This window comes from Burkholderia sp. BCC1998 (assembly GCF_905339875.1).
In the GTDB taxonomy this organism is placed as follows: Bacteria; Pseudomonadota; Gammaproteobacteria; order Burkholderiales; family Burkholderiaceae; genus Burkholderia.
In genome coordinates this window covers 157,538-182,134 of the sequence record NZ_CAJPHE010000016.1, presented here as the reverse complement: position 1 = coordinate 182,134, position 24,597 = coordinate 157,538, and the positions used below count along the sequence as shown (strand labels likewise).

Here is a 24,597-nt window from a genome sequence, read left to right as displayed (position 1 = left end):
CTGTGATGTCAGGACGTTTGACAGGCAAGCGAGTACTTCTGACCGGCGGCGTTGCCAATATCGGTCTCGCCATTCTGGAGTCGTTCGTTGCCGAAGGCGCGACCGTGTCGGTCGTCGATATCGACGAAGTCAAGGGTCGTGCGCTCGAATCCCGGTTCGGCGGCAAGGTGCGCTTTTTCCGGGCGGACATTTCGAGTGAAGAAGAGATCAAGACCGTCATCGGGAAGTCGTCCGAATGGATGCACGGCATCGACACGTTGTGTCTGAATGCCGGCGTCCAGCTGTCCGGGCGCGTCGAGGAATTCAGCACCGAGAACTGGGACAAGGTGTTCAGAATCAACGTGCGGGCCAACTTCATTTTCGCGCGCGAGTCGCTTCGCTACCTGCGAGCCGCGAAGAAGTCGTCGATCGTGATGATGTCGTCTCTCGCGGGCAAGCGCGGTGGTACTGGCCTTGCATGCTATTCGGCGTCCAAGGCGGCCATCATCGGTCTCACGACCACGCTGGCAATCGAATTCGCACCGGATGGCGTGCGTGTCAATGCCGTGTGCCCCGGCTGGATCGATACGCCGTTCAATCAACCGGTGATCGACTTCATGGGCGGACGCGACAAGCAGGAGTCGGTCGTCCGGACGGCGATCCCCCTCGGCCGACAGGCGACGCCGGACGAGGTCGCGCCGCTGTTCGTCTACCTCGCATCGGATGAGTCGTCCTACGTTACCGCGCAAGCGATCAATGTCGACGGCGGCGTGTACAACTGACTGCCCGACAGGGCCAGGAAGAGATCAATGAGCAAGCAGATCACATATGAAGCCGCGCGGCTGGCGATCGAGGCGGGCGTCGCCAAGGCGAACGAACTGGCGCAGCGTTCCTCGCTGTCGATCGTGGATGCGGGCGGCCATCTGATTGCGTTCACGCGTGTGAACGACGCCGCATTCGGCACGATCGAAATTGCGCACAACAAGGCATATACCGCGGCCGCACTGCGGTTCCCTACCGATTACTGGATGAAACTGGTTCAGCCGGGCGGCGAGCTGTACGGGCTCGAGCGCGCAGCGTCCCGTCCGTTGGTCGTGTTCGGCGGGGGCCTGCCGGTGAAGCGCGGCGACGAGGTCATCGGTGGTGTCGGCGTGTCGGGCGGACCGGAGGAAGCGGACGTCGCGATTGCGCGTGCGATGGTCGCTGCGCTCGGCGAGAACTGAACAACTTCGCGCAAGGGTGCTTTCAATGGAATCGACTGCAGGTACGCGGACGATGTCGGCCGACCAGGTCCGGCAGCTGATTCGCAACGGCAAGCTGCGTGCGCCGACAACGGGATATGCCGATGGCTTCATGCAGGCAAATCTTGCGATTCTGCCGAAGCGGTACGCAGATGATTTTCGTGAGTTTTGCCGGATCAACCCCAAGAGCTGCCCGCTGGTTGGTGTCGGGGAGCCCGGCGATCCGGGACTGGCCGGACTCGGCGCAATCGATATCCGTACCGATGTGCCCCGTTACCGTGTGTATCGGAACGGGGTTCACACCGATACGGTCGACGATCTGATTGATCTGTGGCGCGACGATCTCGTGACGTTCGCGCTCGGTTGCTCATTTTCGTTCGAGAGCGCGATTCTGCAGGCCGGGATCGATATCCGCCACATCAGTGCGAACCGGAACGTGCCGATGTACGTGACGAACATCCAGACCGCGGCTTCGGGACCGTTTCATGGCCCGATGGTCGTGTCGATGCGCGCGTTCAGGCCTGCCGACGCGATCCAGGCGATCGTGCTTTCGGAGCGGTTTCCGCTTGCGCACGGCGCGCCGGTTCATATCGGCGACCCGGCGGCAATCGGGATTCGCGACGTCGCCCGGCCCGAGTTCGGCGATCCGCCGGTGATTGAGGCCGGTGACATCCTTGGTTTCTGGGCGTGCGGCGTAACGCCTCAAATGGCCCTTCAGGCCGCGAAGCCGGACTTTGCGATCACGCACGAACCGGGGTACATGCTCGTCACCGATTTGCCGGCGAACACGGCGGTCGTGTGAGCAAGGAGTCGTTGCAATGTTCGATGCAGAAATCGCTGCGAAGCTGCTCAATCGCGGAACATCGCCGGCGTCGGACGACTGTGACGGCCAATACCTTGACGTGTTGCGCGAGGGGCTGCTCGATTTTTGTCACAGGATCGAGAGTCTGGTCGTAGCGGACGCCGGATACGGGGGGCCTCGCGAAATCGAGTGGCTGACGTTTGGCGACGGCTCCCGCGCGTTGCGCATTCGTACCGATGACGCGCAGACGTGCTGGAGCGAATGGGTTTCGATCGTGAGATCCGGTGTCGGCAAATCGATAGAGAGTACGAGCAAATACCTTGCGGCTGAATGAAGCGGCGAAGCCGTCTCGATCTGTTCGCAAGGGCAATTGACTGATTGGCGAGGAAGCTCGCCGGGAGACACCGATGTCCGAGCATGGCGTCCGATTGGAATGGAACGTCGAGAAGCACCACGAGCGAGAAGGAACCTATTGCCGGGACCACCGGGCAATCATCAGCCCGACGGTGACGATTCCTGTATCCGCGGCTCCCGATTATCTCGGGAACGAAAACTTGGCCGACCCGGAGCAGTTGCTCGTCAATGCGCTCGCAAGTTGCCACATGCTGTACTTCCTCGCGCTCTGCGAAGGCAGTGGCTATGCGGTCGAGTCGTATTCCGACAATGCAGTCGGGAAAGTCGAGAAAAGCGCAGAGGGGTTTCACTGGGTATCGGAGATCGTGCTCAGGCCGCGTGTGACGTTCGCGTCCGACAAGCAGCCGAACCATGCGCAGCTCGAACGACTGCATCACCGTGCGCACAAAGGGTGCTTCATCGCCAATTCGATCAAGTCGAAAGTGGAAATCGATCTCGGCTGAGCCCAGATCGGGGTCGGCTGCGCATCGATCAACAACCGTAATGAGGAGAGTGAGATGAAGAAGGAAGGTCTGGTCGTGGTCGCAACGGTCGTTGCTCGCTCGGGTAGCGAAGACGTTCTGCGCGAAGCGTTGAAAGAGCTGGTGCCGTATGCAAAGACGGAGCCAGGGTTCATTCAATACGATCTTCACGAATCGACCGAGACGCCGGGACAGTTCGTCTTCTACGAAATCTGGGAGGACGAAGCGGCCCTTGAAACGCATTCGAATACCGAGTTTGCGAAGGCGTTCGGCGCACGGGCGGGGCAATGGATCGAGTCCGTCTCGCTTAGCAAGTTCCGGAAAATCGCGTGAACCTCGCGCGAACGCTCGAGCAGCATCGTGTGTTCGTGCATTAAAGGAATCCTGTAGGCGGCGTCATGGTAAGCATTGACTTGAACTGCGATCTCGGTGAGAGCTTCGGCGCATGGCGGATGGGCGATGATGCGTCGATGCTCGACATCGTGACTAGCGCAAATGTTGCCTGCGGTTTTCATGCCGGCGATCCGGCCGGGATCTATACCGTGCTGCGTGAAGCGGCACGGCGCGGTGTCTCCGTCGGCGCTCACGTCGGTTATCGCGACCTGGTGGGTTTCGGGCGTCGCAACATGCAGCCATCCCGTGCAGAACTGACGGGCGACGTGATCTACCAGATCGGTGCACTGCAGGGGCTTGCAAAAGCAGCGGGCACGTCGATTCGCTACGTGAAGCCTCATGGCGCGCTGTACAACACGATTGCGCACGATACCTACCAGGCGGCGGCCGTCATCGACGCGATTCTGGCGATCGATCCGACGCTCGTGCTTATGACGCTGGCCGGTGCACCTGTCGCGGATCAGGCGCGCGAAGCCGGCCTTGCCGTCGTCAGCGAGGCATTTGCCGACCGGGCGTACAACGTGGATGGAAGCCTCGTGAATCGCCGCATAGAAGGGGCTGTCATTCATGATCCTAACGTCGTTGCGCATCGCATGTTGCGGTTCGTGCAAGAGGGTGTCATGACGGCAATCGACGGTACGGACATCATGATCGAAGCGCAGTCGATCTGCATCCATGGAGACAACCCGTCGGCCGTCGAGACCGCTCGCGTGCTGCAAACGCGGCTCACGGCGCGCGGCGTTACGCTTCGGCCGTTTGCCGGTGCGTGCAGGGGGGCGAACCGTGCCTGAGCAGATGCGCATCCTTTCGGCCGGGTCCGCCGGCGTTCTGGTCGAGCTCGGGAGTCTCGACACGACGCTGGCGCTTCTCGACCGCCTGCTCGCGAGCGAAGTGGACGGCGTCGACGAGGTCATTCCGGGCGCGCGTACCGTGTTGGTTCGCTTCGACCCGGTTGTCATCGATCGTGCGGCATTGATCGAGCGGCTCGGGCAGCTGGACGTGTCTGCTCGCCGGGAGCGTAGCGGGAATACGTTCGATATTCCGGTTTCCTACGACGGGGAAGATCTCGGCGAGGTCGCCGAGCTGCTGGGATGGTCCGTGGCGGAACTCGTCCAACGGCATCTGGATGCGGTCCACTCGGTCGCGTTTACCGGATTCGCACCGGGATTTGCCTATATGACCACCGACGATCCGGGATTCGATGTGCCGCGACGCAAAACACCTCGCGTGCGTATCCCGGCAGGCTCGGTCGCGATCGCGGGCACATTCAGCGGGATCTATCCGTCGGACAGCCCTGGAGGATGGCAGCTTCTCGGCACGACACAGGTGCCCATGTGGGACGTGACGCGTCCGCGAGCCGCATTGCTCGCACCCGGCGATCGGGTTCGATTCCGCGATGCGAGGAAAGGCACCACCGTGCCGGTATCGAAGCGACTGCGACCGACGCCGGTGCGCCACGTTTCAGGCCGCGGCATCATGGTCACGCGTGCGGATCGCCCGGTGCTGTACCAAGACCTCGGTCGGTCTCGACAGGCTGACCAGGGTGTCTCCATGTGCGGTGCCGTCGACAGCGCCGCGCTACGGACCGCGAACGCCTGTGTCGGCAATCCCGACAGTAGCGCTGCGCTCGAGGTGACGTTCGGCGGTCTTTCGTTGGTGCCCGATCGCGCGGTGACGCTGGCCGTGACAGGGGCGCCCTGCCCGGTGTCGATTCGAGACGCGAATGGCCGTGTGACGGTTGTCCCTCACTCGCATCCTTTTGCCGTCGACGCGGGCGAGGAAGTCACGCTCGACATTCCCGACCGCGGCATGCGGAGCTACGTGGCACTGCGCGGCGGGTTCGTCGTCGAGCGCACGTTGGGGTCCGCGTCGACCGACACGCTTTCGAGGATCGGCTCGGCGCCGATCGCCCGTGGCGATGTGCTCGTTCCGGCCGACGAAGCGGTTACGTTCGTCGAGCCCGAGCCGCCGGCCGCGCGGCCGCTTCCGCGCGCCGGCGACGTCATCGAGGTCGATGTCGTCCCGGGTCCGCGCACCGACTGGTTTACCGATGAAAGCGTCGTCCGGTTTCTGTCGCTGGAATGGCATGTCACGTCCGAGTCGAGCCGCGTCGGCATGCGGCTGTCGGGTGAGTTTCCGCTGCAGCGGCGCGACGACGCGGAGCTGCCGTCGGAAGGCACGCTGTTCGGATCGATTCAGGTGCCGCACAGCGGGCAACCGGTGTTGTTTCTGACCGATCACCCGGTCACCGGCGGATATCCGGTCATTGCCGTGGTCGCGGCACATCATCTCGGCATGCTCGGGCAGATTCCGATCGGCGCCCGCATTCGCTTCAACCCGATATCCGCATTCGATCCGCAAGTGAAGGAACTAGTTCGATGAAGAAGCTGCTCATCGCAAATCGTGGCGAAATCGCCATTCGCGTCATTCGCGCCGCGCGCGACTACAACGTGGCGTCGGTCGCCATCTACTCGGACGCGGACGCCGGTTCGCTGCATGCCGAACTGGCCGACGAGGCGTACGGATTGGGCGCCGGGCGCCCGGCGGACACCTATCTCGACATCACGAAGATTCTGGCGATTGCACGTCGCGCCGGCGCCGATGCGGTTCATCCCGGCTACGGCTTCCTGTCCGAGCGCGCGGAATTTGCCCGGGCGGTCATTGATGCCGGCCTGATCTGGGTCGGCCCGTCGCCGGAGGTGATCACCGCGCTCGGCGACAAAGTGCAGGCGCGACGTATCGCGTCGAAGGTCGGCGCGCCGCTGGTCAGGGGTTCCGACGGGCCGTTGAGCAGTGCGTCGGATGCGGTAGCGTTCGCGCGGGAAGTCGGCCTGCCGTTGGCGATCAAGGCCGCGTTCGGCGGCGGCGGCCGCGGCATGAAGATCGTCCGGCGCATCGAAGATGTCGCGGAAATGTTCGATTCGGCGGTTCGGGAGGCGACGGAAGCGTTCGGCCGGGGCGACTGCTACGCAGAACAATTTCTCGATCGTCCGCGCCATATCGAGGCGCAGATCGTCGCCGACCATCACGGCAACACGGTCGTGCTCGGTACGCGCGACTGCTCGCTTCAACGCCGAAACCAGAAGCTCGTGGAGGAGGCGCCCGCGCCTTTCATCACCGACGAGCAGCGCGCGCGGATTCACGACGCGGCGCGGCGGATATGTGCCGAGGCCGGATATACGGGGGCCGGCACGGTGGAGTTCCTGCTCTCGCAAGATGGCGTCATCTCGTTTCTCGAGGTGAATACGCGATTGCAGGTCGAGCATCCGGTGACGGAGGAAACCACCGGCGTCGATATCGTGATCGAGCAACTGCGCATCGCCGACGGCCTTCCCGTCTCGATCACGGCGACGCCGGAGCCGCGCGGTCACGCGATCGAGTTCCGTATCAACGCGGAGGATCCGGGCCGCGGTTTCTTGCCGACACCGGGCGCGATCACGCGCTTTCGTCCGCCGGCAGGTCCCGGTATGCGGCTCGACTCCGGTGTCGAATCCGGTTCGCAGATTCCGGGGCTGTACGACTCTCTCATGGCCAAGCTGATCATCACGGGCGAGACGCGGCACCAAGCGTTGGCCCGTGCGCGTCGCGCGCTCGCCGAATTCAGTATCGAGGGCGTGGCTTCGGTGTTGCCTTTCCATCGGGCGGTGCTCGAGGAAAGGAGCTTCACCGGCGAAGACGGTTTCAAGGTTCATACCAACTGGATCGAAACGGAGTTCCGCGGGATTGAGCCTTCGGCACGCGTCGCACCGGCGGAGGGAGGCTTGTTGAAGAGCTTTATCGAGATCGATGGAAAGCGTCACACGATCGGCCTGCCCGCGTCGCTGTTTGCAAACGTCGGCGCCCCGCGCGCTTTCGACGATGAGGTGAAGGCAGACGCGGGTACAGACATCGTGACGGCACCGGTGCCTGGAACGTTGCAGAAGTGGCTGGTGAAAGAGGGAGCGACGGTGTCCGAAGGAGATGGCGTCGCCATCATGGAGGCGATGAAGATGGAGATGCGTGTCATTGCGCCGAAAGGTGGTCGGATCAGGATCCAGACGGAATCGGGACGTGCGGTCGCCGCGGGCGAGAAGATCGCGGTTATCGAGTAAGGAGCGAACGAGACATTGAATCTGAATTGAGCAATCGAGATGTAATGAATGTAAGTCATGTAATTCGGAATACTGAATGACAGACGAAAGATCAAGTTTTTGTCGAATGAGTCAAGCAATCGGCTGAGTGCGTCACGAGTACGACAGCCTTAATGGAGGAAAACCGTGAAAAAATTGAATGTCGCTCTGGTGGGCACTGGCTTCATGGGCAAAGCCCACTCCATCGCTACTGCCGTGGTGCCGATCCTGTTCGGCTCGCCGGTGGAAATCGAGCGCAAGGTCGTGGTCGACATCGACGACGAGCTCGCACGCAATGCGGCTGCGCAATACGGGTTCGCAGAGCATGCGACGGACTGGCGTGAAATCGTGTCGCGCCCGGATATCGACATCGTCGACATCTGCACGCCGAACGACACGCACGCGGCGATCGCGATCGCGGCCGCGAAGGCGGGCAAGCACGTGATGTGCGAGAAGCCGATGGCCATGACGGTGGCCGACGCGGAGGCCATGCATGCAGCCGCGAAGGAAACCGGCGTGGTCACGATGATCTCGTACAACTATCGCCACACGCCGGCATTGCAGATGGCCAAGCGCCTGATCGACGAAGGGCGTATCGGCGAGATCCTGACGTTCCGTGGCTACTACCTGCAGGACTGGGGCGCTGATCCGAGCACGCCGCTGTCGTGGCGCTTCAACAAGGAAAAGGCGGGCTCGGGCACGCTCGGCGATATCGGCACGCACGTCATCGACGCAGCGCGGCTGCTCGTCGGCGAGTTCGAATCGGTGAACTCGATCGTCAAGACCTTCATCGCCGAGCGGCCGCTGCCGGCCGGCCGCTTCTTCGGCCCGGCAGGCCAGGCGTCGTCCGAGAAGGGCAAGGTCGACGTCGACGACATGGCCATGACGATGATCAAGTTCGCCAACGGCGTGTGCGGGACGATCGAAGTGACGCGCAACGCGTGGGGCCATCACAACCAGCTCGGCTTCGAAATCCACGGCACGCGTGGTTCGATCGCGTTCGATTATCAGCGCCTGAACGAATTGCGTGTGGCATTCGCAGACGATCCTTCGGACGCGTTCGGCTTCCGCACGATCTACTCGGGCCCGCATCAACCTTTCGGCGACAAGCTGTGGCCGGTTGCCGGGATGGGCCAGGGCTACATCGATATCAAGTCGATCGAGTGGTACAACTTCCTGCAGGCAATCGCCGGGAACCAGCCCGCCGCACCGAACTTCGAGGACGGAGTCCAAATCGAGCGCATTGCAGACGCGATCCTCGTGTCGGGTCAAAGCGGTGTGTGGGAACACATCCAGCAGCCCACGCGCGGATAACACGGCTGCCGCGTGAAGTCGTGCGGCGATGGTGATCTTCCTAAGTGGGCGGCAAATCTGTAAGGCGGCTCGTCGGCAACCGATCCGACGAGCGCGTCCTCATCTGCTACCCACGTCGAAGCATCACCGTTCGGGGCGCGATGCGATGGATCGGGATGCGGCCACCAGGTCGACAGCATTCGAACGATAGCGTATCAATAGATCGGAGGCAGGAGATGTCCCTGGCAATTGGGGTGATCGGTGTCGGCGTAATGGGATCGGAGCACGCGCGCATCTTGCGCGAAGAGACGTCGGGCGCGGAGCTGGTCGCAGTCTGCGATGCGGACGAAGGACGTGCACGCACCGTGGCGTGCGGCGCGCGAGTCTATACGGACCCGCGAGCACTGATTCTCTCCGAACATGTTGACGCGGTTCTCGTTGCAGCGCCGGACCCGTTGCACGGCGACCTCGTACTGCAGTGCATCGAGGCCGACAAGCCGGTCCTGTGCGAGAAGCCGCTGGCCGGTACGGCAGTCGAGGCGCTCAAGGTCGTCGATGCGGAAATCGCGAAAGGCCAGAAGCTGGTCCAGGTCGGTTACATGCGTCGATTCGACCAGCCGTACATCGAAATGAAGCGTGCGATCGGAGACCGCGAGATCGGTGCACCGGTTGTCGTGCACAACGTCCACCGCAATCCCGTCGCGCCGGATTGGTTCAACGGCCCGATGTCGATCACCAATGCATTCGTTCACGAAATCGATGCAAGCCGCTGGTTGCTCGATTCCGAGCCTGTTGCCGCACGTGTCTACAGTGCTGACAGCGGTGATCCGCTGGTCGTCGTGATGGAAATGGCCGGCGACGTGATCGTGTCGTCGGAGGTGTTCATGAATTGCCAGTATGGCTATCACGTACACGTGCAGGTTGTCGGGCGAACCGGAACGATCGAGACCGCTCCGCCGGGATGCGTCGGCAGGAACGCCGGCGGCTACGGCATGACGGCCTATGCAGGAAACTGGATCGACCGGTTCCGGTCGGCCTATGTGAAGCAACTCAACGAGTGGGTCCGATCGATCGGCACCGGTACCGCGAGCGGCGGTGCCAATGCGTGGGACGGCTATGTGACGACGTCCGTCGCGGAGCAGATCGTCGCGGCGATGAGCCGTGGGACGTCAGTGACGTTCGCGGCCGAGCGCTACCGTCCGGCGATGTACGCGTAGCCGTGTCGATGCACGGCAATGGAAAAGTTGGCGCGACTCGGGAGGAAAAATGATCAGAATCGGCATTCTCGGATGTGGGCGCATTGGTCAGGTTCATGCGCTAGGTATCAGGCAGATTCCATCGGCGACGCTGGTCGCGGTCGCCGACGTCGACGAGCGTGCCGCGCACGTCTGCGCCGACCGGTTCGGAGTTGAGGCACGCGCTGCAGTGGAAATTCTCGACGGGAGGGACATCGATGCGGTCGTGATCGCAACCCCGTCATCGACGCATTTCGATCTCGTGCACGCAGCGGTGGCTACCCGAAAGGCCATCTTTTGCGAGAAGCCCGTAGACCTGTCGTCGGCACGGGTAAGAGCATGCATGGAAGCCGTTGAGAACGTGGGCGTGCCCTTCATGACGGCGTTCAACCAGCGGTTCGATCCGCACTTCGGTGAGTTGGCGCGCCGCGTACACGACGGTGAAATCGGCGACGTCGAGACCGTCGCGATCACGTCTCGCGATCCGGCGCCGCCGCCGTTGTCGTATCTGAAGACGTCTGGCGGCCTCTTTCGCGACATGATGATTCACGATTTCGACCTCGCGCGATTCCTGTTGGGCGAAGATCCGGTGCGTGTGTTCGCCACCGGATCGGTGCTGGTCGAGCCGTCCATTGCCGAGGTCGACGACGTGGATACGGCGGCGGTGATCCTGACGACGAAGTCGGGGCGGATCTGCCAGATCTCGAATTCGCGCCGCTCGACCTACGGCTATGACCAGCGAATCGAGGTTCATGGATCGCGCGGCATGCTGCGCGTCAAGAACGTGCACGAGTCATTGGTGGAGCGAGCCACGGAATCCGGGTTCGCGATGCCGGTCGCACAACCGTTTTTTCTCGAGCGCTTCGGCGCCGCCTATCTCGCCGAAATGCGCTACTTCGTCGACACCGTGTCGGCGGGAAAACTGCCGAGACCGGATGCCGGCGACGGCCTGAAGGCCCAGCTGATCGCCGACGCGGCCACGCTTTCGTGGCAGCGCGGGCAGCCGCTGGAAATCGCCGGTTGATCGAAGCGGCCGGCAGGGAGAAGACGGCCGGTCGTCATTTCACACAAATCGGATGCTCCCATGAAGATCGGAATCGTTGGCCTCGGCAACGTCGCAGAGCTGCACGTGGCGGCTCTCGCCGAAATGGATCCGCAGTTGTTTTGCGGCGGCTGGAGCCGGACTTACAGGAAGGCGCTAGCGTTCGTCGACAGGTTCGGCGGACGCGCATACGAAACCGTCGACGAGCTGCTGGACGACAAGACGGTCGACGCGGTTGTCGTGTGCACGAATACCGGGTCGCACTTCGACATGGCCCGGCGTGCGTTGCTGGCGGGCAAACACGTGCTACTCGAGAAGCCATTGTGCGAGCAGGCGACGCAGATTCGCGAACTTGCGGAGATTGCCCGGTCGCAATCGAGAATCTGCATGCCTTCCCACAATTACGTTTATGCGGAGAGCATGCGCCGACTGCATGCGCATATCGCTTCCGGGAAGCTGGGCAGGATCGTCAATTTCTGGGCGATTTACAACAAGCGGCATGACGCGGCGATCGGCGCGCCGGATCTGACGATGCGCGAGCTGATGGTGCATCACGCGTACTGCATGCTGTACTTCGTCGGCCGTCCGTCGTCGGTCTTCGCGACCGGCTCCAATGTGCACTTCGACGATCCTGATGCCGACGATCAACTGATGATCACCGCGGAGTATCCGGACGGAACGATCGCGAATCTATGGGGAAGCTTTTCAGCCGACGATCGCAGTCGCGATCCCTGGTCCGTCTATTTCAAGATCATCGGCTCCGACGGAAGCGGCGTGATCCCGTGGGATGTCACGAAGTTCGGCGACGCGAGACTTCCGTTCTGGGATGACGCAACTTACTGGGACAGTTTTCTGCAGGTCGAAAGCTTTTTCGTGAACGAATGCGTCGCGAAAGGCACGACGCCGTTGTCGACGCTCGACGACGCCCATGACGCGGCCGTCGTGCTGGATGCGGCGCGTCGGTCGCTGCGCGAGCGGCGCGTCGTATCGGTCGCTTACGGTTCCTGAGCCACGCAGAGGGGCAAACATGATCAGATACGCTGTTGTAGGCGCAGGGTGGATATCGCAAGAGGCGTTCATGCCGGCCGTTGCGCAGACCGGAAATTCGACGATCGGTGCGTTGGTCTCCGGAAATCCTGACGGCGCGCTCAAGCTCGCGCGATTCCATGGGGTCGACACGATCGTCGGGTACGACGACTACGAGCGGCTGCTGAACAGCGACGTCGTCGACGCCGTCTATATCGCGGTGCCCAACCCGCTCCACGCCGACTATGCGATTCGAGCTGCGCGGGCCGGCAAGCATGTATTGGTCGAGAAGCCGATGGCGACCAGCGTCGCGGATGCCGAGGCGATGATTGCGGCCGCGACCCAGGCTGGCGTTTTGTTGAGCACCTGTTACCGGTTGCATCATGAGGCTGGGACGATCGCGGCGCTGGAAGCGATCCGGGAAGGCCGCATTGGCGATCCGAAGTACTTCAGCGGGGTGTTCGGGTTTCAGTCTGCGACGGGCAATCACCGGCTGGACAGCAAGAATTGGGGTGGCCCGCTTCAAGACATCGGGATTTACTGCGTGAACGCGGCGCGGCATATCTTTTCCGATGAACCCGTGGATGCGTTGGCGATCACGACGCGCCGCTCTGGGGATCCCCGCTTTTCAGACATCGACGACGCTATTGCGGTTACCCTGCGCTTCCCCCGGGATCGAATCGCACAATTCTATTGCAGTTTTGGCACGGCGTCGGTCGATATGTACAGGGTGCTGGGAACCGAAGGGGACCTGACCATGGAGCCTGGTTTCAGGTTCGAGACGCCGACGCGGATGGTACTGAACACGAAGGACGCTTCAGAGACGATGCATTTCCGGCACTGCGACCACTTCGGTGGGATGATCCAGCGATTCTCCGAATGCATACAGAGAGGCACCAAACCTGCCGCGAGTGTCGAGGAGGGACTGGCTGATCTGAAGACCTTGTTGGCGATCGAGGCGTCCGCGCGCACGGGAACGGTGGTATCCGTCGAACCGACGCGGTTCAGCCGACGGAACCTGACGCTGGACGATGTGCGCGCCGTGCCGAGAACGGAAAAGCGCCTGCTGCTGTAGGCAGCATGTCACGAGAACCCGCGGGACGCGCTGGCCGAGGCTCGCCCGGCGAGCCTCACATTCCTGCCGCGGATCGCGACGCGTAGCACGCGATTCAATTGTACCCGAGGATCGATACCGACCGGAGATCAGGTCGATCGGGGACGTTCGCCGCGATGGAAGACATGGGTTCACGCAGAAGGGCCATGTACGGGGAGGTATTTCGCGGGTCGGTGACAGGTGCCTTTCGATGGCTCGTCCGGGTTGCCGTGCCGGCGTTGTGAAGGGCGGTGCCGAGAACTTTCCGTGACGTCATGGGGTGGGTCCAGATAGATCCGTTGTTTCGTGATTCACGGTTGCCAGAGTGGCTTCCGCGTTCTAAATCATAAAAGAAGGAATGCGAATGAATAATAGGATCGGAAATGATCTTGCGCTAACAAGAAATTCCGCTCACGTCTGTCAACATTTTCCTGACAGGCAGTGAGGAACGTCTGAGTGTTCGACGCAGCTGCGCTGTCGTCACCGTGTCGACTCGTGCAGGCAGACGCGCGCCGGAAAGTGTGCCGTGCCGGATGTCGGAACGAATACCAGCTTCCTTCAGGGTAGGGTAATGAATACGCGCTTTCTGGATACGTTCGTAACACTCGCGCACCAAGGCAGCTTCCGGGCTACGGCGCGTCTTCTTCATACTTCGCCGGCGACGATATCGACACGCATTAAGGCGCTCGAGGACGAATTGAGGACCGAGCTCGTCGATCGGACGGCGGCGGATTTTCGTCTCACCCTATCGGGGCAGAGCTTGTTGGCGCTGGCGAGGAACGTGGTGGACGCGACCCGTGCGCTCAAGCAGGCAGCCGGCCTCGAACTCGCGTTGCGCGGGCCCATACGTTTCGGTGTCGTCGACACGATCGTCCATAGCTGGCTCTCCCTGTATGTGACGCAGTTGAGGGAGCGTCTACCTGGGCTGGTGATCGAGCTGACCGTCGATTCGAGTCCGGCATTGAACAAGAAAATCCTGCACGGAGAACTCGACATGGTCGCGTGCGCAGAGATCGTCGATAGCAACAAGATCACGTCGAGCCGGATTGCAAGCTATCCAGTTCGATGGATTGTCAGCCGGGAACTGCTTTCCGACTCGGACGTGGACCCGATTCGCCTTGCCTTGGCGCGGCCGATACTTACTTTCGGAAGAGGCACGACGTCGCACCTGGCGGTGGAACGCATCGTCCGAACACTCGCGAGTCGTGCCGGCATCCCGGACGACGCGATACGCATAACCTGTGCCTCTTCTGTCGCCGCGATCGTGCAATTGGTGCGTGATGGATATGGTGTCGGGGCAGTCCCGCATCTTTTCGTGCGTGACGAACTGGAGAACGGACGCTTCGCCGAGCTCGCGCTGGAACCGCAGCCACCGTCGATCGACGTGTCGTTGTGCATGTCGGTGAATGCGTCCCCGGCCGTCGTCGCGGCAGCCGACGCAGCTAAGGACGTATGCGCCGCATACTGCAGCGGAAGGCCGGCAACCCTGATCCGGCCTGCATGACGGTCATCCCGCTTACGGTCGTTCGGGCAGTGGCGTGTTCCGGTTGGCTTCCCCGGATATGGTCGCCGGCCTGTATATGACTTCCCCTAGTATGAACCGGCGGCATGTTGCGGTAGGCTGTCACATTAGGTATCAGATGTTAGTCTGGTGCGAATTTCATGCTTCACGCTTGTGCGGCCGCCCGCTTGGTGCTGAGTACTCGTCAGGCCGCGGATTTCGCGCGATTGGTGTGCGTACTCATCCCTTCCGGCAAAGAGAATTGGCGATGTTAGTCGAAGTCAGCAAATTCAGGGAATCCCAGGAGTTCGCCCTTCAAACCGTTAACTTCGCACGGTCGATGCTCAATTGTTCAGCAGCCGTGTTTACATGGCTCGATTCGCACGACCAGCTATTGCCGCACACCCAGATGGGATGGCCGGAAGAAACCATCAAGGACTATTACACGGTATTCGCCTCAGCCGATCCGCTGAACGTCTATCGTCTGATCAAACAGCGTGCGACCGTCGTGACCCTCAAAGGTGCAAAGCGCGACGACCAGCACTCTAGCTGGTCGGATTACCAGAGAAAGTATGGTCTCGTGGACGAAGTCGGGTTCCTGTTCTGGGCAGGGGATACACCATTGGCGTGTCTCTCCGTCATCAAGAAGCAGGGCGACAGCCCGTTCTCGACCCCGGAACCCTTCGGACAGATGTACGACTACATGCAGCACAGCTTCTCGATGCTTGCCTCCGTCAAGAAGGTCCAGGCCGACCATGTGCTGCGAAACGAGTATTTCCTGACGGAACGGGAACTTGTCGTTGCGTCCCTCATGACCGCAGGCCTTTCAAACAAGGACATCGCGGAGACGCTGGGCATCGAGCTTGCCACCGTCAAGTCGCATGTCATTCGCATCTTGGGCAAGCTGGGAATCGAGAGCCGTACGCAGCTTGCGGCGTTCTCCGCGGACTTGGGCACTCCAACAACGAAGTAGCCTGAGCGCACCGGGGCGGTGCGTTCATATTCGCCGCCGGCTGCGTCAATGGAAATTTTTCTCATCCTTTGGATGGACGAACGGCGTCTTGGCCATACATACAATGGTTTCAAGGCCGGCGGACATCATCCGAGAGGTCGGAACGCTCGCATTGGCCATCGCCTGTTGCGTGGACTGACCGTTCACTTCATCGACCAGAATCTTCAACCTTGAAGACGGTGCACGTTGCGCACGGTACGATCGATGTTCGAATATAAATTCGCATAACGAATTAAATTACGGTGAGTGATGGATGCTTGCCGAGCGACGATTGATTGCGGACACCGCGTCCGCTCTGGCTTGCCGAGTTGATAGAAATTCGTGATCTGCATACATCGAGAATCACAATTGGACCTCGTCTAATTGGCGCAAGACGATGCAACGACACGAATCCTGGAAACGCAAAGCGCACGATTCGCCGGCTCAATGAGCAGCGCACGTGCTGGTCAAAGTGAAGTCAAGGAGACGTTTCAGTGAATGATTATTCCGGGCGTGTGGTTGTCGTAACCGGTGCCGGCTCTGGCATGGGGCGGGCAATGGTTCGCGAGTTCGTCTCGAGAGGGGCGAACGTAGCCGCACTCGATATCAATCTCAAGGGCGCCGTTGCCACCGTTGAAGCGTTGGCGAATCCGTCGATGGCGTACGCACATCAAGTAGACGTCAGCGATCCGCGTAGCGTCGAGACCGCTGTCAATGCGGTGATCGAGCGCTGGGGGCACATCGATCTTCTGTGCAACAACGCCGGCATTCTGGATGGACACGCGACGGCTCACGAGGTGAGCATCGAAGAGTGGGATCGCGTCATCGCAGTTAACCTCACGGGACCGTTCCTGATGGCCCGAGCGGTCATTCCGCAGATGCTGAAGCAAGGCAAAGGGGTGATCGTGAACACATCGTCCACCTCGGGCTTCAGCGCTGCAGGCGGCGGGACTGCCTACACGGCATCCAAGCATGGCGTGATTGGTTTGACTCGACAACTCACCTTCGAATACGGCGCGCGCGGTATCCGCGTCAATACGATTTGCCCGGGCGCGACCGCGACTCCGCTGGCGATGTCGGAACATACGACGGCGAATTCGCCCGATATGGAGGCGGCGCTTCAGAAATTTCCGGCGCGCCGGTGGTGCCAGCCGGAAGAAATTGCCAAGCTCGCCGCGTATCTGGGTGGCGACGATGCCGACTTCGTGCACGGCAGCGAGTACGTAATGGATGGGGGCTGGCTTGCAGCTGCACGGGATCCGTTCTGAGCGTGCGTTTGGCTACACGCGTGCGCGGTGCAGGCACCTGCGTCCGCGCCTGCACATCTCGGTGGAACAATAGGAGCTTGTGAATGTTTTCGAATCGTGAATGGCCGGAAACCGGCATTGAAGGCTTCGAGCGAGGCTTTCAAACGGTTGATGGCGTGCGGATGCATTATGTGAGCGGAGGCAAGCCGGACGGCGACGTGCTGGTTCTGATTTGCGGTTTCCCCCAAAGCTGGTATGCGTGGCGCAAGGTTTTGCCTCTGCTTGGGCATCGGTACCGTGTTATTGCTCCGGATCTTCCCGGGCAAGGTGACTCGGATCGTCCCGCGGGTACGCTTGATACGGTCAAGGCGGCCAGGCTTCTTCGTGGCTTGGTTGAAAAGCTCGGTGTCGATCGCCATGCACTGGTCGTGCACGATATCGGCGGATGGGTCGGCTATCCCTATGCAGCGATGAACGGCAACAAGGTCACCGGCCTCGCGATTCTCGACACGGGTATTCCGGGCATCAGTCTTCCGGATACGCTGCCGTGGGCTTCCGACGTTGCGTGGCGGACGTGGCATGTCGCATTCCACAACATCCCCGATCTTCCGGAGGCACTTCTTGCCGGACGCGAGCACATCTACCTCGAGTGGTATTTGCAAAGGAAGGCGGCAAATCCGCAGGTGTTTTCCCAAGCGGACTTCGAGGAATACCACCGCGTCTTTCTGACGAATGGCCTGAAAGGCGGTCTCGCTTACTACCGTGCTATCTCAGTGTCTGCCGACCAGAATCGCGAATTGAGCGTGAAGGGTAAGCTCACGATGCCGGTTCTCGCCGTGCGTGCCGATCAGGGATCAATGCCCGATCTGGTCCCGCAACTGCAGCAGGTCGCTGCGGACGTACGCGGAACGATGGTCGCTTCCGGGCACTACATCCCGGAGGAGGCGCCCGAGGCGCTTGCAAAGGAACTCGAGAGTTTCTTCGGCTAGTAGGAGCGGATAAGCGGGCGCCGGTTTTGACGACCTTGCCGGCGTCTGAAGATATCCGTCACCCGGTTCGAACGGGTACGGGGTTCGCGCCGCATGCTGCCGATCGAAGTCAGTGCGTCGTGGGAGCTGCGCTCCACCGGTGAGAGATTGTTGATCTTGAAAACGGCCAGCACCGACTAAAGAATTCAATTAAGTTAATCAGTATTCCTAGTGAAATTAACTTCTGATATTGGGGGGGATATGAAAAAGAAAGTCATCGCAGTGGCCGCGCTGAGCATCGTAGCGTTTTCGCAAGCAAAGGCTCAAAGTTCCGTAACGCTTTACGGGATCGTCGACACGGGTGTCGGGTACGTACACAACAGCGGCGGGCAGAGCTCGCAAGTGAGAATGTTGCCCAGCAATCTGTCAGCGTCTCTGTGGGGATTGAAGGGAACGGAGGATTTGGGCGGCGGGCTCTCGGCCATCTTTACGGTCGAGAGCGGCTTTGATGGCACGAACGGTGCGCTTGCGACACCGGGCAAGTTGTTCAGCCGACAAGCGTTCGTGGGCATTTCGAGCCCGTACGGCACTCTGACGCTTGGTCGTCAGTACGACCCCCTGACGGACCTCGAACAGCAGTTGACTGCCGACGTTTACAGCGGCTGGTTCGCTACGCCGGGTGACGTCGACAACTACGACTCGAGTGCTCGGTTCAACAACGCCGTGAAATGGGTGAGTCCATCGTGGGGGGGTGTTTCGGCCGAGGTCATGTATGCGCTTGGCGGCGTCGCTGGATCCACGGGGTCGGGGCAGACGTGGAGCGCAGCAGTTGGCTATCAAAGCACGTCGTTCAGCGTCGGTGGCGGCGTTCTCCACATCGACAACGGCAATGCAACGTTAGGCAATCGCGGCACATCCTCGTCCGACTCGCTGTTTAATTCGCCGGTAAACGCGGCTTATGCGTCAGCCCGGTCGATCAATATCGCGCGGATCGGCGCCAATTACGTCGCGGGTCCGTTCACGGTCGGCGCGGCATATGGCTACGCGCAGTACGCGTCGGATGCCGCGTCGACGTTCACCGGATCCGAGAAGTATCACAACGGTTCGATCTTCGCCCAGTATCAGGTGACGCCTGCATTTCTGCTGATCGCCGGCTACAACTACACGCGCTCGCTGGGGGATTCGTCCGCGAAGTACCACCAAGTAAATATCGGGGCCGACTACAGCTTGAGCAAGCGCACCGACGTCTATGCGCTCGCGGGGTATCAGCACGCGAGCGGGCAGAACGGCCAAGGTGCCGCCGAGGCTTCCATCGGTTCGTACGGAATTGCGGCGGGCAAAAGCACGCAAGAAGTTGTAGCCGTCGGCCTGCGGCACAAGTTCTGAAGCGATCTACACGAGGCGCCGCGGACCGATACGAGGGCGATTCCTTCGTGAGGTTCGCGGCGCCGCGTTGCTCCTTTTCGTTGAGCGTATTGGGATTTCTGTATGCCGGCTTCAACTCACTCCGATGTGGATTACGCCTCCAGTCCGGTCCCTGAAGATGCAAGGACCAGTTGGAGGGGCATATTCTTCGCTACGTTAGGTATCGCGACCGCGCTTTTCTTTGCTCAGATTGCGTCGATCATTACCGTTAGGTATGGCGTAGTCGCAGCGCTAATCGGACTGGCTTACGGATACTGCATTTCGACATTTGTCGGTGTGCTGCTTGTTCGCCGATCTATCGAGACAGGATTTGGCATCAATATCTGGGCCAGAACCGTGCTCGGGTATCGTGGAGCGGGATTGTTCAGCCTGGCTTACGGAGTGGCCTGCCTCACTTACTTCGTTGCCGAAGCCAGCATCATGGGGGCTTCGCTACAGGCTCTCCTTCCAGAGGTTCCTCATGCGTTGATATATGTCTGCTTGGTCTTCGTCATGTTACCGCTTGTGTGGTCGGGAATGAAGGTCCTCGCAAGATTCCAGACGATAAGCCTAGTGCTGTTTGTTGTGTTCGTCGTGTGGGCGATAAGAAATGCGCTTGGTGTTCCAGTTGCAGGAGCGTCGCTCCCGGAGATTCAGCTTGCGGCAGACCCCTTCACGAGCCTGCTTGAAGTATTGGGCATTGTTAACGGTCTCGCTTTCATCGTAGGTCTCGTGACGGCCGACTATGCAAGATTTGTCCGCAAACAAGAACTCCGAGCAGGGACTGTGTTTGTCGGAGCGTTGTTTCCCGCGTTCTGTTATGGGATCACCGGGGTCTTGGGGATCTGGTTCGCTGTCAAGATGCGGGAAAGCAATCCTGGCGTCTATTTCGTTTCGTTGCTGGGTGCAGGGGGGATCATTTTCGCCTGTACGACTCAGCTCAGAATCAATCTCGGAAACATCTACTCAGGCACCGTTGCCTTCGTCAACGCAGTCGAGCATCTATTTGGCGTTTCCGTCAGCAGAAGGGTCGTCATCGTTGTTTTCTGCGCCGTTGCGGCCACCGTGCTGATATCAGATGGTACGCAATTGCTCGCGAGTGCCCTGAACTATATCGGTATGTCCATGGCTTGCCTCGTCACGTTGCTTCTCGTCGATCAGTTCTGGGTTGCGCGATCCCGCGACGTGTCCGATGCGATGCCTCAAGTGATCAAAAACTGGCGATGGACGGGATTAAGCTCATGCCTGATCGCAACCCTCTGTGGAGTATGCATCGGTAACGCGTCGCTCTTCCCGTCGTTGTACCAGTGGGCGACACCTGTGTCAGTACTTGTCCAGGCGATCCTCTTTCTTGGTATCGAATCGTACTCCAATCGAGGAAGGGGAATGTCGTCACATGCTGCCTCGAGCTAGGGGGCACGTGACAAACTAACCTGTTCTCCGGAGCGCGAGGCAACCTGACACTAGCGAAGGTCACTATCGAGGAAGATGTGAGGATGAGGAAGCGCTTTACGGACGAGCAAATCATCGGCTTCTTGAGAGAGGCCGAGGCTGGCGAGGCGGTCCAATATCTGTGCAGGACGTACGGTTTCAGCGATACCTCCTTCTACTCCTGGCGGGCGAAGTTCGGTGTCAAGGACGACATCGAATCGCAAAGGTTGAAGGACCTTGAGGCCGAGAACGATCGACTAAGGAAGCTATTGGCAGAAGCCTTGGCCAAGCAAGGGGCGTCGGGTATCGCTACAGAAGATGCGTAGATTGTCGACGTCGCCTGAGTCGTCGTCGTTCCGATGTCGTTGTGATTGGCATCGAGCGATCCGTCATTCGACCTGGACAGATCATGGTGCTTCACGCTTTGTAAATCACCGCCACCACTGCGCTTTGACGCCGAGTATGGTGAGCCCTCAGTAGTGGCCTCAACAAGGAATCGAGTCATGCGAAAGATATTCCGACGATCGCTGCAAAATCGTCATCCGATTGGTTCAACAGAGGTCTCTGCTTGTCAGACGGATTCCGATCGTGGATCTCGTAATGTTGAGTCGGACCGAAGCAGATTGGTTACGTACTATAGCCTCGGACAAGTAGTTGCGTGCTTGAGTTTCGACGCGTGGAATGGAGGGCAGAGCTCGACCGAGCGTAGCCGAAAATGAAGAAAGCCTGCTCCAACGCCAGATCATGGCATGGAAGCGGCAACTGCCAGAGCACGCGGCGGGAACACCACTGAACGTGCCAAATCGGACCCGGTTTCGCGTCTGTACATTTGAGGGAGCTGTCGAAACCGTAGCGTGCCAAGTTGCCGGTATTGTGAAAGCTTGTAGGTTCAGCGGGCCGCGTGCGTTCGTATGGTGCCTGGAGCATGGCGCTTGATCTGCAGTGGCAACACGTTCGTACGCGTGTTCGCCACGAACGCGTTCCTATCCGCCTTCGCGGCATTGCGGGACCCAGGTCTCACGGGCCTATTACTCCCGCAAGATCCAGCAAGGCAAGCGTCATAACCAAGCGCTCATCGTGCTCGCATGGCGACGCTGCGGCGTTCTGTTCGCCATGCTGCGCGACGGCACCATTTACCAACCCAAGTCAGTCCCTAACGCTTGACGAAACACATCGGGGCACCCTCCTACTGAGCCGCAATGGACCTCACGCATCAGACTTCGCTGCCACGAGGCAGAGTTGCAACGATCAATTTGCGGTTATCGAGTGCAGGAATGACGCGACTTGCGACCGCGTATTCAATCCGAGCTTTGCCAGCACCCTTCCCACGTGTGTTTTGACCGTTACCAGCTCGATTTGGCATTCTTGGCAGATCTCCTTGTTGGAAAGTCCACTCGCGATCAAGTTGGCGATCTCTAGCTCGCGGGATGTCAATAGATAATGTTCGGTGAGTTTCCGATTGCGTCGATGAGTCTTTATCGAATCCAATCCGATAAGATTGTACTGAATATAGCTATGCATTTCCTGGAGGGCGGATTCATTGTCGAGCGTTCTGTCGCGCCTGCTTTTTAGAACGTTTAGAAAAGCGATGGCTCGATTGTCCTGCCAAAAGACAAAGGCGGCCTCGTCCACAAACCCGTACCGCGCCATGAACTGTGCGTATGGGATGTGGCAATCTCTAAATCTATTGTCGGCGATCTTTCTTAGAGTAACGACCGACGACCTATTTGACAAAAGAAAGTCAGGGGAGATCGGGTCGAACTCTCTGAAATCTCGGTAATAGTCGCGAATCATCGCGTCGCCGAGGCCATGTTCCGTGCATGGTGGAATCTTCTGACTGGCGTCAATCCAGGTAAAGATAGCGGCAGACGATTCCAGAAGGGTTTGGGAAAACGCAATGGTCCGCTTGGCGAAGTCCTTGCAATCGTCGTTTAAATGATATCGCATGGTGTATCCAAGTGGAATAGACAAAGAATAATTTTCCGGACCTGTCTGATGAAAGCCGAAAAGTTCGGGGCTCAACTTGCGCAGCCTACGCGAAAAGGCTGCTAGCGCTATGTTCAGCGATGGGATGCAAGAACCGAACCAAGAGGACCGGCAGGTCACACGCTCCCGTCTATGGTGGCGGTGGCGACTAATCCGGCGAAGTGTCCGGGTGCTGCCGTAGAGGTAGACGCACGACCTGAAAGCGCGTCATTGCACGTTGATCGTGCATCGCGCACCAATCGCGAACGGTGCGCCAGCTTGAGGCGTCTCATAAATACTTTCGGAGGATGTTCGTCCTAAATTTGCTGGATACAGTTCGGGTACCAAGTCCATGGCTTCCGCGGCAAGCGCGACGGAAGTTGGATGCCGAGGAATTCACGCACAGCAGAAAAGGGGGCTCGAATGAGTACGGACGGTTACAGGGCGAATGCCGAAAAGCGAAATAAACTCACTGGAAATATGGGCGCTTTCGGCCTTGCACTCAGTGTGCTGGCCTTTTCGGCCCCTCTCACGACAGTATCGGGATACGTGCCGGTCGCGTTGATGTATGGCGGTGCAGCCAGCCCCATCATTTTTGTTGCGACGATGGTGATGCTGATGCTGTTCTCGCTGGGATATCTGACGCTCAACCAGGCTGCGAAGCGCCCCGGTGACTTCTATGCGTTCATCACGCATGGTCTGGGGAAGAGTGCTGGCCTTGGAGCGGGGCTGCTTGCCACGATCACGTACTTCATCATCCTCGCCGGCGTTCCTGCCTATTTTGGCGTTGCGTCTGCGGAACTGCAGCGTACGCTGACTGGATCAGCCTTTCCCTGGTACTACTTTACGCTCGCATGTTGGCTGGCCATCGCGATCTTCGGCTATCTGCACATCGAGGTATCCGCGAAGTTCCTGACCTGGGTAATGGTTGCGGAAGTCATTGTATGCCTCGTGTTTTGTGCGGGCGTTTTTGGCAGTAACCCACCGAACGACTTGCAGAGCGCCGGGTTCTCGTCATCAGGGCTGTTCAATGCGAACACTCCGTTTGCGATGCTCTTTGCGGTCTCTTTTTTTATGGGTTTCGAGGCGACCGCGTTGTTCCGCGATGAGGTACGAGACCCGGACAACACCATTCCGCGAGCGACTTTCGGTGCCGTGATCTTTATCGGTCTGTTGTACACGTTCTGCGCTTACGCGCTCATTCGCGTGTACGGGCACGATGTGATCTCGGTGGCAACGAAATCACCTGAGACGATGTTTCAGAGTGCTTTCGACAGGTTCGTAAGTGTGAAGATGCGGACACCGGTCGCGATTCTGGTGTTGACGTCAGCGTTTGCGTCCAGCCTATCCATTCACAACGTCTTGACACGGTATCTCCACAATCTTGGCATTGATGGCGCATTTCCGCAGTACCTGAGTGCGATTCACCCGAAGCATCAGTCTCCGCATCGTTCGTCCGTTACGGTCTCGACACTGACCCTGCTTGTTCTGCTGCCGTTCATCGTCACTGGAGCACAACCGGAATTGCTTTACGGTCGACTCTCCGGTGTTGGTACCGCCGGTGGACTGATCCTCATGACGGTCGTGAATGTTTCGTGCCTTGTCTGGTATTTCCGCGAGGGGCGATTCATCGGTGCGGGTGTCTTCAAGGCATGTATTGCTCCTGCCATCTCCGCGGTTATGTTCGTCGCGCTTGTCGTTGTCGTCGGTAAACACTTCGAGCTGCTGGTTGGCGGAGAACCGGGTCAAAGCACGTGGATGCTTTATGGTCTGTGTGCAGTGCAGATTTTCGGAATGGCACTGGCGGTGTACTTCAGGAAGGCCAAACCGGACGTGTTCCAGCGGCTAGGGCGCAATTCTGACGTTGCAGCGCTCGACAGCGGCACGAACGGTGAGATTGTTCTTGTCGTCTCCCAATGACGTGTTTATTGGCCAGAGGTGGATCGCATTAGCGCGGCTGTCAGTTGCGAAGCAGCGCAGTCCTCGGCTCACAGTTGTTCCA

General features: G+C 59.7%; 23 protein-coding genes and 2 pseudogenes. 23 read left to right on the top strand and 2 right to left on the bottom strand.

Annotation, left to right across the window (positions count from 1 at the left end; genetic code table 11):
- The first annotated feature begins 5 nt into the window (after nucleotides 1-5).
- The 16 genes from U5A56_RS25490 (at nucleotide 6) to U5A56_RS25415 (ending at nucleotide 15,562) form a co-directional block, all read left to right on the top strand.
- Nucleotides 6-761 carry an SDR family NAD(P)-dependent oxidoreductase gene (locus U5A56_RS25490; RefSeq protein WP_321925176.1) on the top strand — a complete coding sequence of 252 codons (756 nt, stop codon included), beginning with the start codon at nucleotides 6-8 and terminating at the stop codon, nucleotides 759-761.
- 27 nt (nucleotides 762-788) lie between these two features.
- Nucleotides 789-1,202 (top strand): GlcG/HbpS family heme-binding protein, encoded by a 414-nt coding sequence (locus U5A56_RS25485; RefSeq protein WP_321925174.1) that lies wholly within the window; start codon nucleotides 789-791, stop codon nucleotides 1,200-1,202.
- Nucleotides 1,203-1,227: 25 nt separating this feature from the next.
- On the top strand, nucleotides 1,228-2,022 hold the full coding sequence (locus tag U5A56_RS25480; protein WP_321925172.1) for a putative hydro-lyase: 795 nt from the start codon (nucleotides 1,228-1,230) through the stop codon (nucleotides 2,020-2,022).
- A gap of 16 nt (nucleotides 2,023-2,038) precedes the next feature.
- Nucleotides 2,039-2,356: a hypothetical protein gene (locus U5A56_RS25475; RefSeq protein ID WP_321925170.1), complete on the top strand. Its 318-nt coding sequence runs from the start codon at nucleotides 2,039-2,041 to the stop codon at nucleotides 2,354-2,356.
- Between the two features lie 73 nt (nucleotides 2,357-2,429).
- The gene (locus tag U5A56_RS25470; protein ID WP_321925168.1) at nucleotides 2,430-2,879 is read left to right on the top strand and encodes an OsmC family protein; all 450 of its coding nucleotides are present in this window, start codon (nucleotides 2,430-2,432) and stop codon (nucleotides 2,877-2,879) included.
- Nucleotides 2,880-2,933: 54 nt separating this feature from the next.
- A complete protein-coding gene (locus U5A56_RS25465) occupies nucleotides 2,934-3,230 on the top strand; it encodes a putative quinol monooxygenase (protein ID WP_321925166.1) in 297 nt (98 codons plus the stop codon).
- 65 nt (nucleotides 3,231-3,295) lie between these two features.
- Nucleotides 3,296-4,081: a 5-oxoprolinase subunit PxpA gene (locus U5A56_RS25460; protein ID WP_321925164.1), complete on the top strand. Its 786-nt coding sequence runs from the start codon at nucleotides 3,296-3,298 to the stop codon at nucleotides 4,079-4,081.
- A complete protein-coding gene (locus tag U5A56_RS25455; protein ID WP_321925162.1) occupies nucleotides 4,074-5,672 on the top strand; it encodes an urea amidolyase family protein in 1,599 nt (532 codons plus the stop codon). Before U5A56_RS25460 ends, U5A56_RS25455 begins: the two co-directional genes overlap by 8 nt.
- A complete protein-coding gene (locus U5A56_RS25450; RefSeq protein WP_321925160.1) occupies nucleotides 5,669-7,381 on the top strand; it encodes an acetyl/propionyl/methylcrotonyl-CoA carboxylase subunit alpha in 1,713 nt (570 codons plus the stop codon). The genes U5A56_RS25455 and U5A56_RS25450 overlap by 4 nt, the downstream gene beginning before the upstream one ends.
- A 165-nt stretch (nucleotides 7,382-7,546) precedes the next feature.
- Nucleotides 7,547-8,713, top strand: coding sequence for a Gfo/Idh/MocA family oxidoreductase (locus U5A56_RS25445; RefSeq protein WP_321925158.1), 1,167 nt, complete (start codon nucleotides 7,547-7,549; stop codon nucleotides 8,711-8,713).
- A gap of 215 nt (nucleotides 8,714-8,928) precedes the next feature.
- Nucleotides 8,929-9,909, top strand: a complete 981-nt coding sequence (locus U5A56_RS25440; protein ID WP_321925156.1) for a Gfo/Idh/MocA family oxidoreductase — start codon at nucleotides 8,929-8,931, stop codon at nucleotides 9,907-9,909.
- A gap of 49 nt (nucleotides 9,910-9,958) precedes the next feature.
- Nucleotides 9,959-10,951 (top strand): inositol 2-dehydrogenase, encoded by a 993-nt coding sequence (iolG, locus tag U5A56_RS25435; RefSeq protein WP_321925155.1) that lies wholly within the window; start codon nucleotides 9,959-9,961, stop codon nucleotides 10,949-10,951.
- 60 nt (nucleotides 10,952-11,011) lie between these two features.
- Nucleotides 11,012-11,977, top strand: a complete 966-nt coding sequence (locus U5A56_RS25430) for a Gfo/Idh/MocA family oxidoreductase (protein ID WP_321925153.1) — start codon at nucleotides 11,012-11,014, stop codon at nucleotides 11,975-11,977.
- Complete coding sequence (locus U5A56_RS25425) at nucleotides 11,898-13,070, top strand: Gfo/Idh/MocA family oxidoreductase (RefSeq protein ID WP_321925151.1); 1,173 nt, start codon at nucleotides 11,898-11,900, stop codon at nucleotides 13,068-13,070. The genes U5A56_RS25430 and U5A56_RS25425 overlap by 80 nt, the downstream gene beginning before the upstream one ends.
- A gap of 589 nt (nucleotides 13,071-13,659) precedes the next feature.
- On the top strand, nucleotides 13,660-14,592 hold the full coding sequence (locus tag U5A56_RS25420) for a LysR family transcriptional regulator (RefSeq protein ID WP_321925149.1): 933 nt from the start codon (nucleotides 13,660-13,662) through the stop codon (nucleotides 14,590-14,592).
- 265 nt (nucleotides 14,593-14,857) lie between these two features.
- Nucleotides 14,858-15,562 carry a response regulator transcription factor gene (locus U5A56_RS25415; protein WP_321811827.1) on the top strand — a complete coding sequence of 235 codons (705 nt, stop codon included), beginning with the start codon at nucleotides 14,858-14,860 and terminating at the stop codon, nucleotides 15,560-15,562.
- 45 nt (nucleotides 15,563-15,607) lie between these two features.
- Here U5A56_RS25415 and U5A56_RS25410 read toward each other — a convergent pair whose 3' ends face one another.
- Nucleotides 15,608-15,769, bottom strand: coding sequence for a hypothetical protein (locus U5A56_RS25410; protein WP_321811828.1), 162 nt, complete (start codon nucleotides 15,767-15,769; stop codon nucleotides 15,608-15,610).
- A gap of 305 nt (nucleotides 15,770-16,074) precedes the next feature.
- On the opposite strand from U5A56_RS25410, the gene U5A56_RS25405 reads away from it, so the two are divergent.
- The 6 genes and pseudogenes from U5A56_RS25405 to U5A56_RS25380 all read left to right on the top strand — a co-directional run.
- Nucleotides 16,075-16,848, top strand: coding sequence for an SDR family oxidoreductase (locus tag U5A56_RS25405; protein ID WP_321811829.1), 774 nt, complete (start codon nucleotides 16,075-16,077; stop codon nucleotides 16,846-16,848).
- Between the two features lie 83 nt (nucleotides 16,849-16,931).
- The gene (locus U5A56_RS25400) at nucleotides 16,932-17,816 is read left to right on the top strand and encodes an alpha/beta fold hydrolase (protein WP_321925147.1); all 885 of its coding nucleotides are present in this window, start codon (nucleotides 16,932-16,934) and stop codon (nucleotides 17,814-17,816) included.
- 240 nt (nucleotides 17,817-18,056) lie between these two features.
- Nucleotides 18,057-19,181 carry a porin gene (locus U5A56_RS25395; protein ID WP_321925145.1) on the top strand — a complete coding sequence of 375 codons (1,125 nt, stop codon included), beginning with the start codon at nucleotides 18,057-18,059 and terminating at the stop codon, nucleotides 19,179-19,181.
- 102 nt (nucleotides 19,182-19,283) lie between these two features.
- Nucleotides 19,284-20,612 carry a hypothetical protein gene (locus U5A56_RS25390; protein ID WP_321925143.1) on the top strand — a complete coding sequence of 443 codons (1,329 nt, stop codon included), beginning with the start codon at nucleotides 19,284-19,286 and terminating at the stop codon, nucleotides 20,610-20,612.
- 83 nt (nucleotides 20,613-20,695) lie between these two features.
- Nucleotides 20,696-20,914, top strand: a pseudogene (locus tag U5A56_RS25385) (transposase); the annotation flags it as partial.
- A 696-nt stretch (nucleotides 20,915-21,610) separates the two neighbouring features.
- A pseudogene (locus U5A56_RS25380) lies at nucleotides 21,611-21,794 on the top strand (IS110 family transposase); the annotation flags it as partial.
- Nucleotides 21,795-21,878: 84 nt separating this feature from the next.
- Here U5A56_RS25380 and U5A56_RS25375 read toward each other — a convergent pair.
- Entirely contained in the window at nucleotides 21,879-22,652 is a 774-nt protein-coding gene (locus tag U5A56_RS25375; RefSeq protein ID WP_321925141.1) for a helix-turn-helix transcriptional regulator, read from the bottom strand.
- A 366-nt stretch (nucleotides 22,653-23,018) separates the two neighbouring features.
- Here U5A56_RS25375 and U5A56_RS25370 point away from each other — a divergent pair, with 366 nt between their 5' ends.
- Nucleotides 23,019-24,515: an APC family permease gene (locus U5A56_RS25370; RefSeq protein ID WP_321925139.1), complete on the top strand. Its 1,497-nt coding sequence runs from the start codon at nucleotides 23,019-23,021 to the stop codon at nucleotides 24,513-24,515.
- Nucleotides 24,516-24,597 lie beyond the last annotated feature (82 nt).

Bases quoted from the DNA above. Each gene is read 5' to 3' on its own strand.
- U5A56_RS25490 (WP_321925176.1), top strand. From the start codon at position 6: ATGTCAGGACGTTTGACAGGCAAGCGAGTACTTCTGACCGGCGGCGTT.
- U5A56_RS25485 (WP_321925174.1), top strand. From the start codon at position 789: ATGAGCAAGCAGATCACATATGAAGCCGCGCGGCTGGCGATCGAGGCG.
- U5A56_RS25480 (WP_321925172.1), top strand. From the start codon at position 1,228: ATGGAATCGACTGCAGGTACGCGGACGATGTCGGCCGACCAGGTCCGG.
- U5A56_RS25475 (WP_321925170.1), top strand. From the start codon at position 2,039: ATGTTCGATGCAGAAATCGCTGCGAAGCTGCTCAATCGCGGAACATCG.
- U5A56_RS25470 (WP_321925168.1), top strand. From the start codon at position 2,430: ATGTCCGAGCATGGCGTCCGATTGGAATGGAACGTCGAGAAGCACCAC.
- U5A56_RS25465 (WP_321925166.1), top strand. From the start codon at position 2,934: ATGAAGAAGGAAGGTCTGGTCGTGGTCGCAACGGTCGTTGCTCGCTCG.
- U5A56_RS25460 (WP_321925164.1), top strand. From the start codon at position 3,296: ATGGTAAGCATTGACTTGAACTGCGATCTCGGTGAGAGCTTCGGCGCA.
- U5A56_RS25450 (WP_321925160.1), top strand. From the start codon at position 5,669: ATGAAGAAGCTGCTCATCGCAAATCGTGGCGAAATCGCCATTCGCGTC.
- U5A56_RS25440 (WP_321925156.1), top strand. From the start codon at position 8,929: ATGTCCCTGGCAATTGGGGTGATCGGTGTCGGCGTAATGGGATCGGAG.
- iolG (WP_321925155.1), top strand. From the start codon at position 9,959: ATGATCAGAATCGGCATTCTCGGATGTGGGCGCATTGGTCAGGTTCAT.
- U5A56_RS25430 (WP_321925153.1), top strand. From the start codon at position 11,012: ATGAAGATCGGAATCGTTGGCCTCGGCAACGTCGCAGAGCTGCACGTG.
- U5A56_RS25425 (WP_321925151.1), top strand. From the start codon at position 11,898: ATGACGCGGCCGTCGTGCTGGATGCGGCGCGTCGGTCGCTGCGCGAGC.
- U5A56_RS25420 (WP_321925149.1), top strand. From the start codon at position 13,660: ATGAATACGCGCTTTCTGGATACGTTCGTAACACTCGCGCACCAAGGC.
- U5A56_RS25415 (WP_321811827.1), top strand. From the start codon at position 14,858: ATGTTAGTCGAAGTCAGCAAATTCAGGGAATCCCAGGAGTTCGCCCTT.
- U5A56_RS25400 (WP_321925147.1), top strand. From the start codon at position 16,932: ATGTTTTCGAATCGTGAATGGCCGGAAACCGGCATTGAAGGCTTCGAG.
- U5A56_RS25395 (WP_321925145.1), top strand. From the start codon at position 18,057: ATGAAAAAGAAAGTCATCGCAGTGGCCGCGCTGAGCATCGTAGCGTTT.
- U5A56_RS25390 (WP_321925143.1), top strand. From the start codon at position 19,284: ATGCCGGCTTCAACTCACTCCGATGTGGATTACGCCTCCAGTCCGGTC.
- U5A56_RS25370 (WP_321925139.1), top strand. From the start codon at position 23,019: ATGAGTACGGACGGTTACAGGGCGAATGCCGAAAAGCGAAATAAACTC.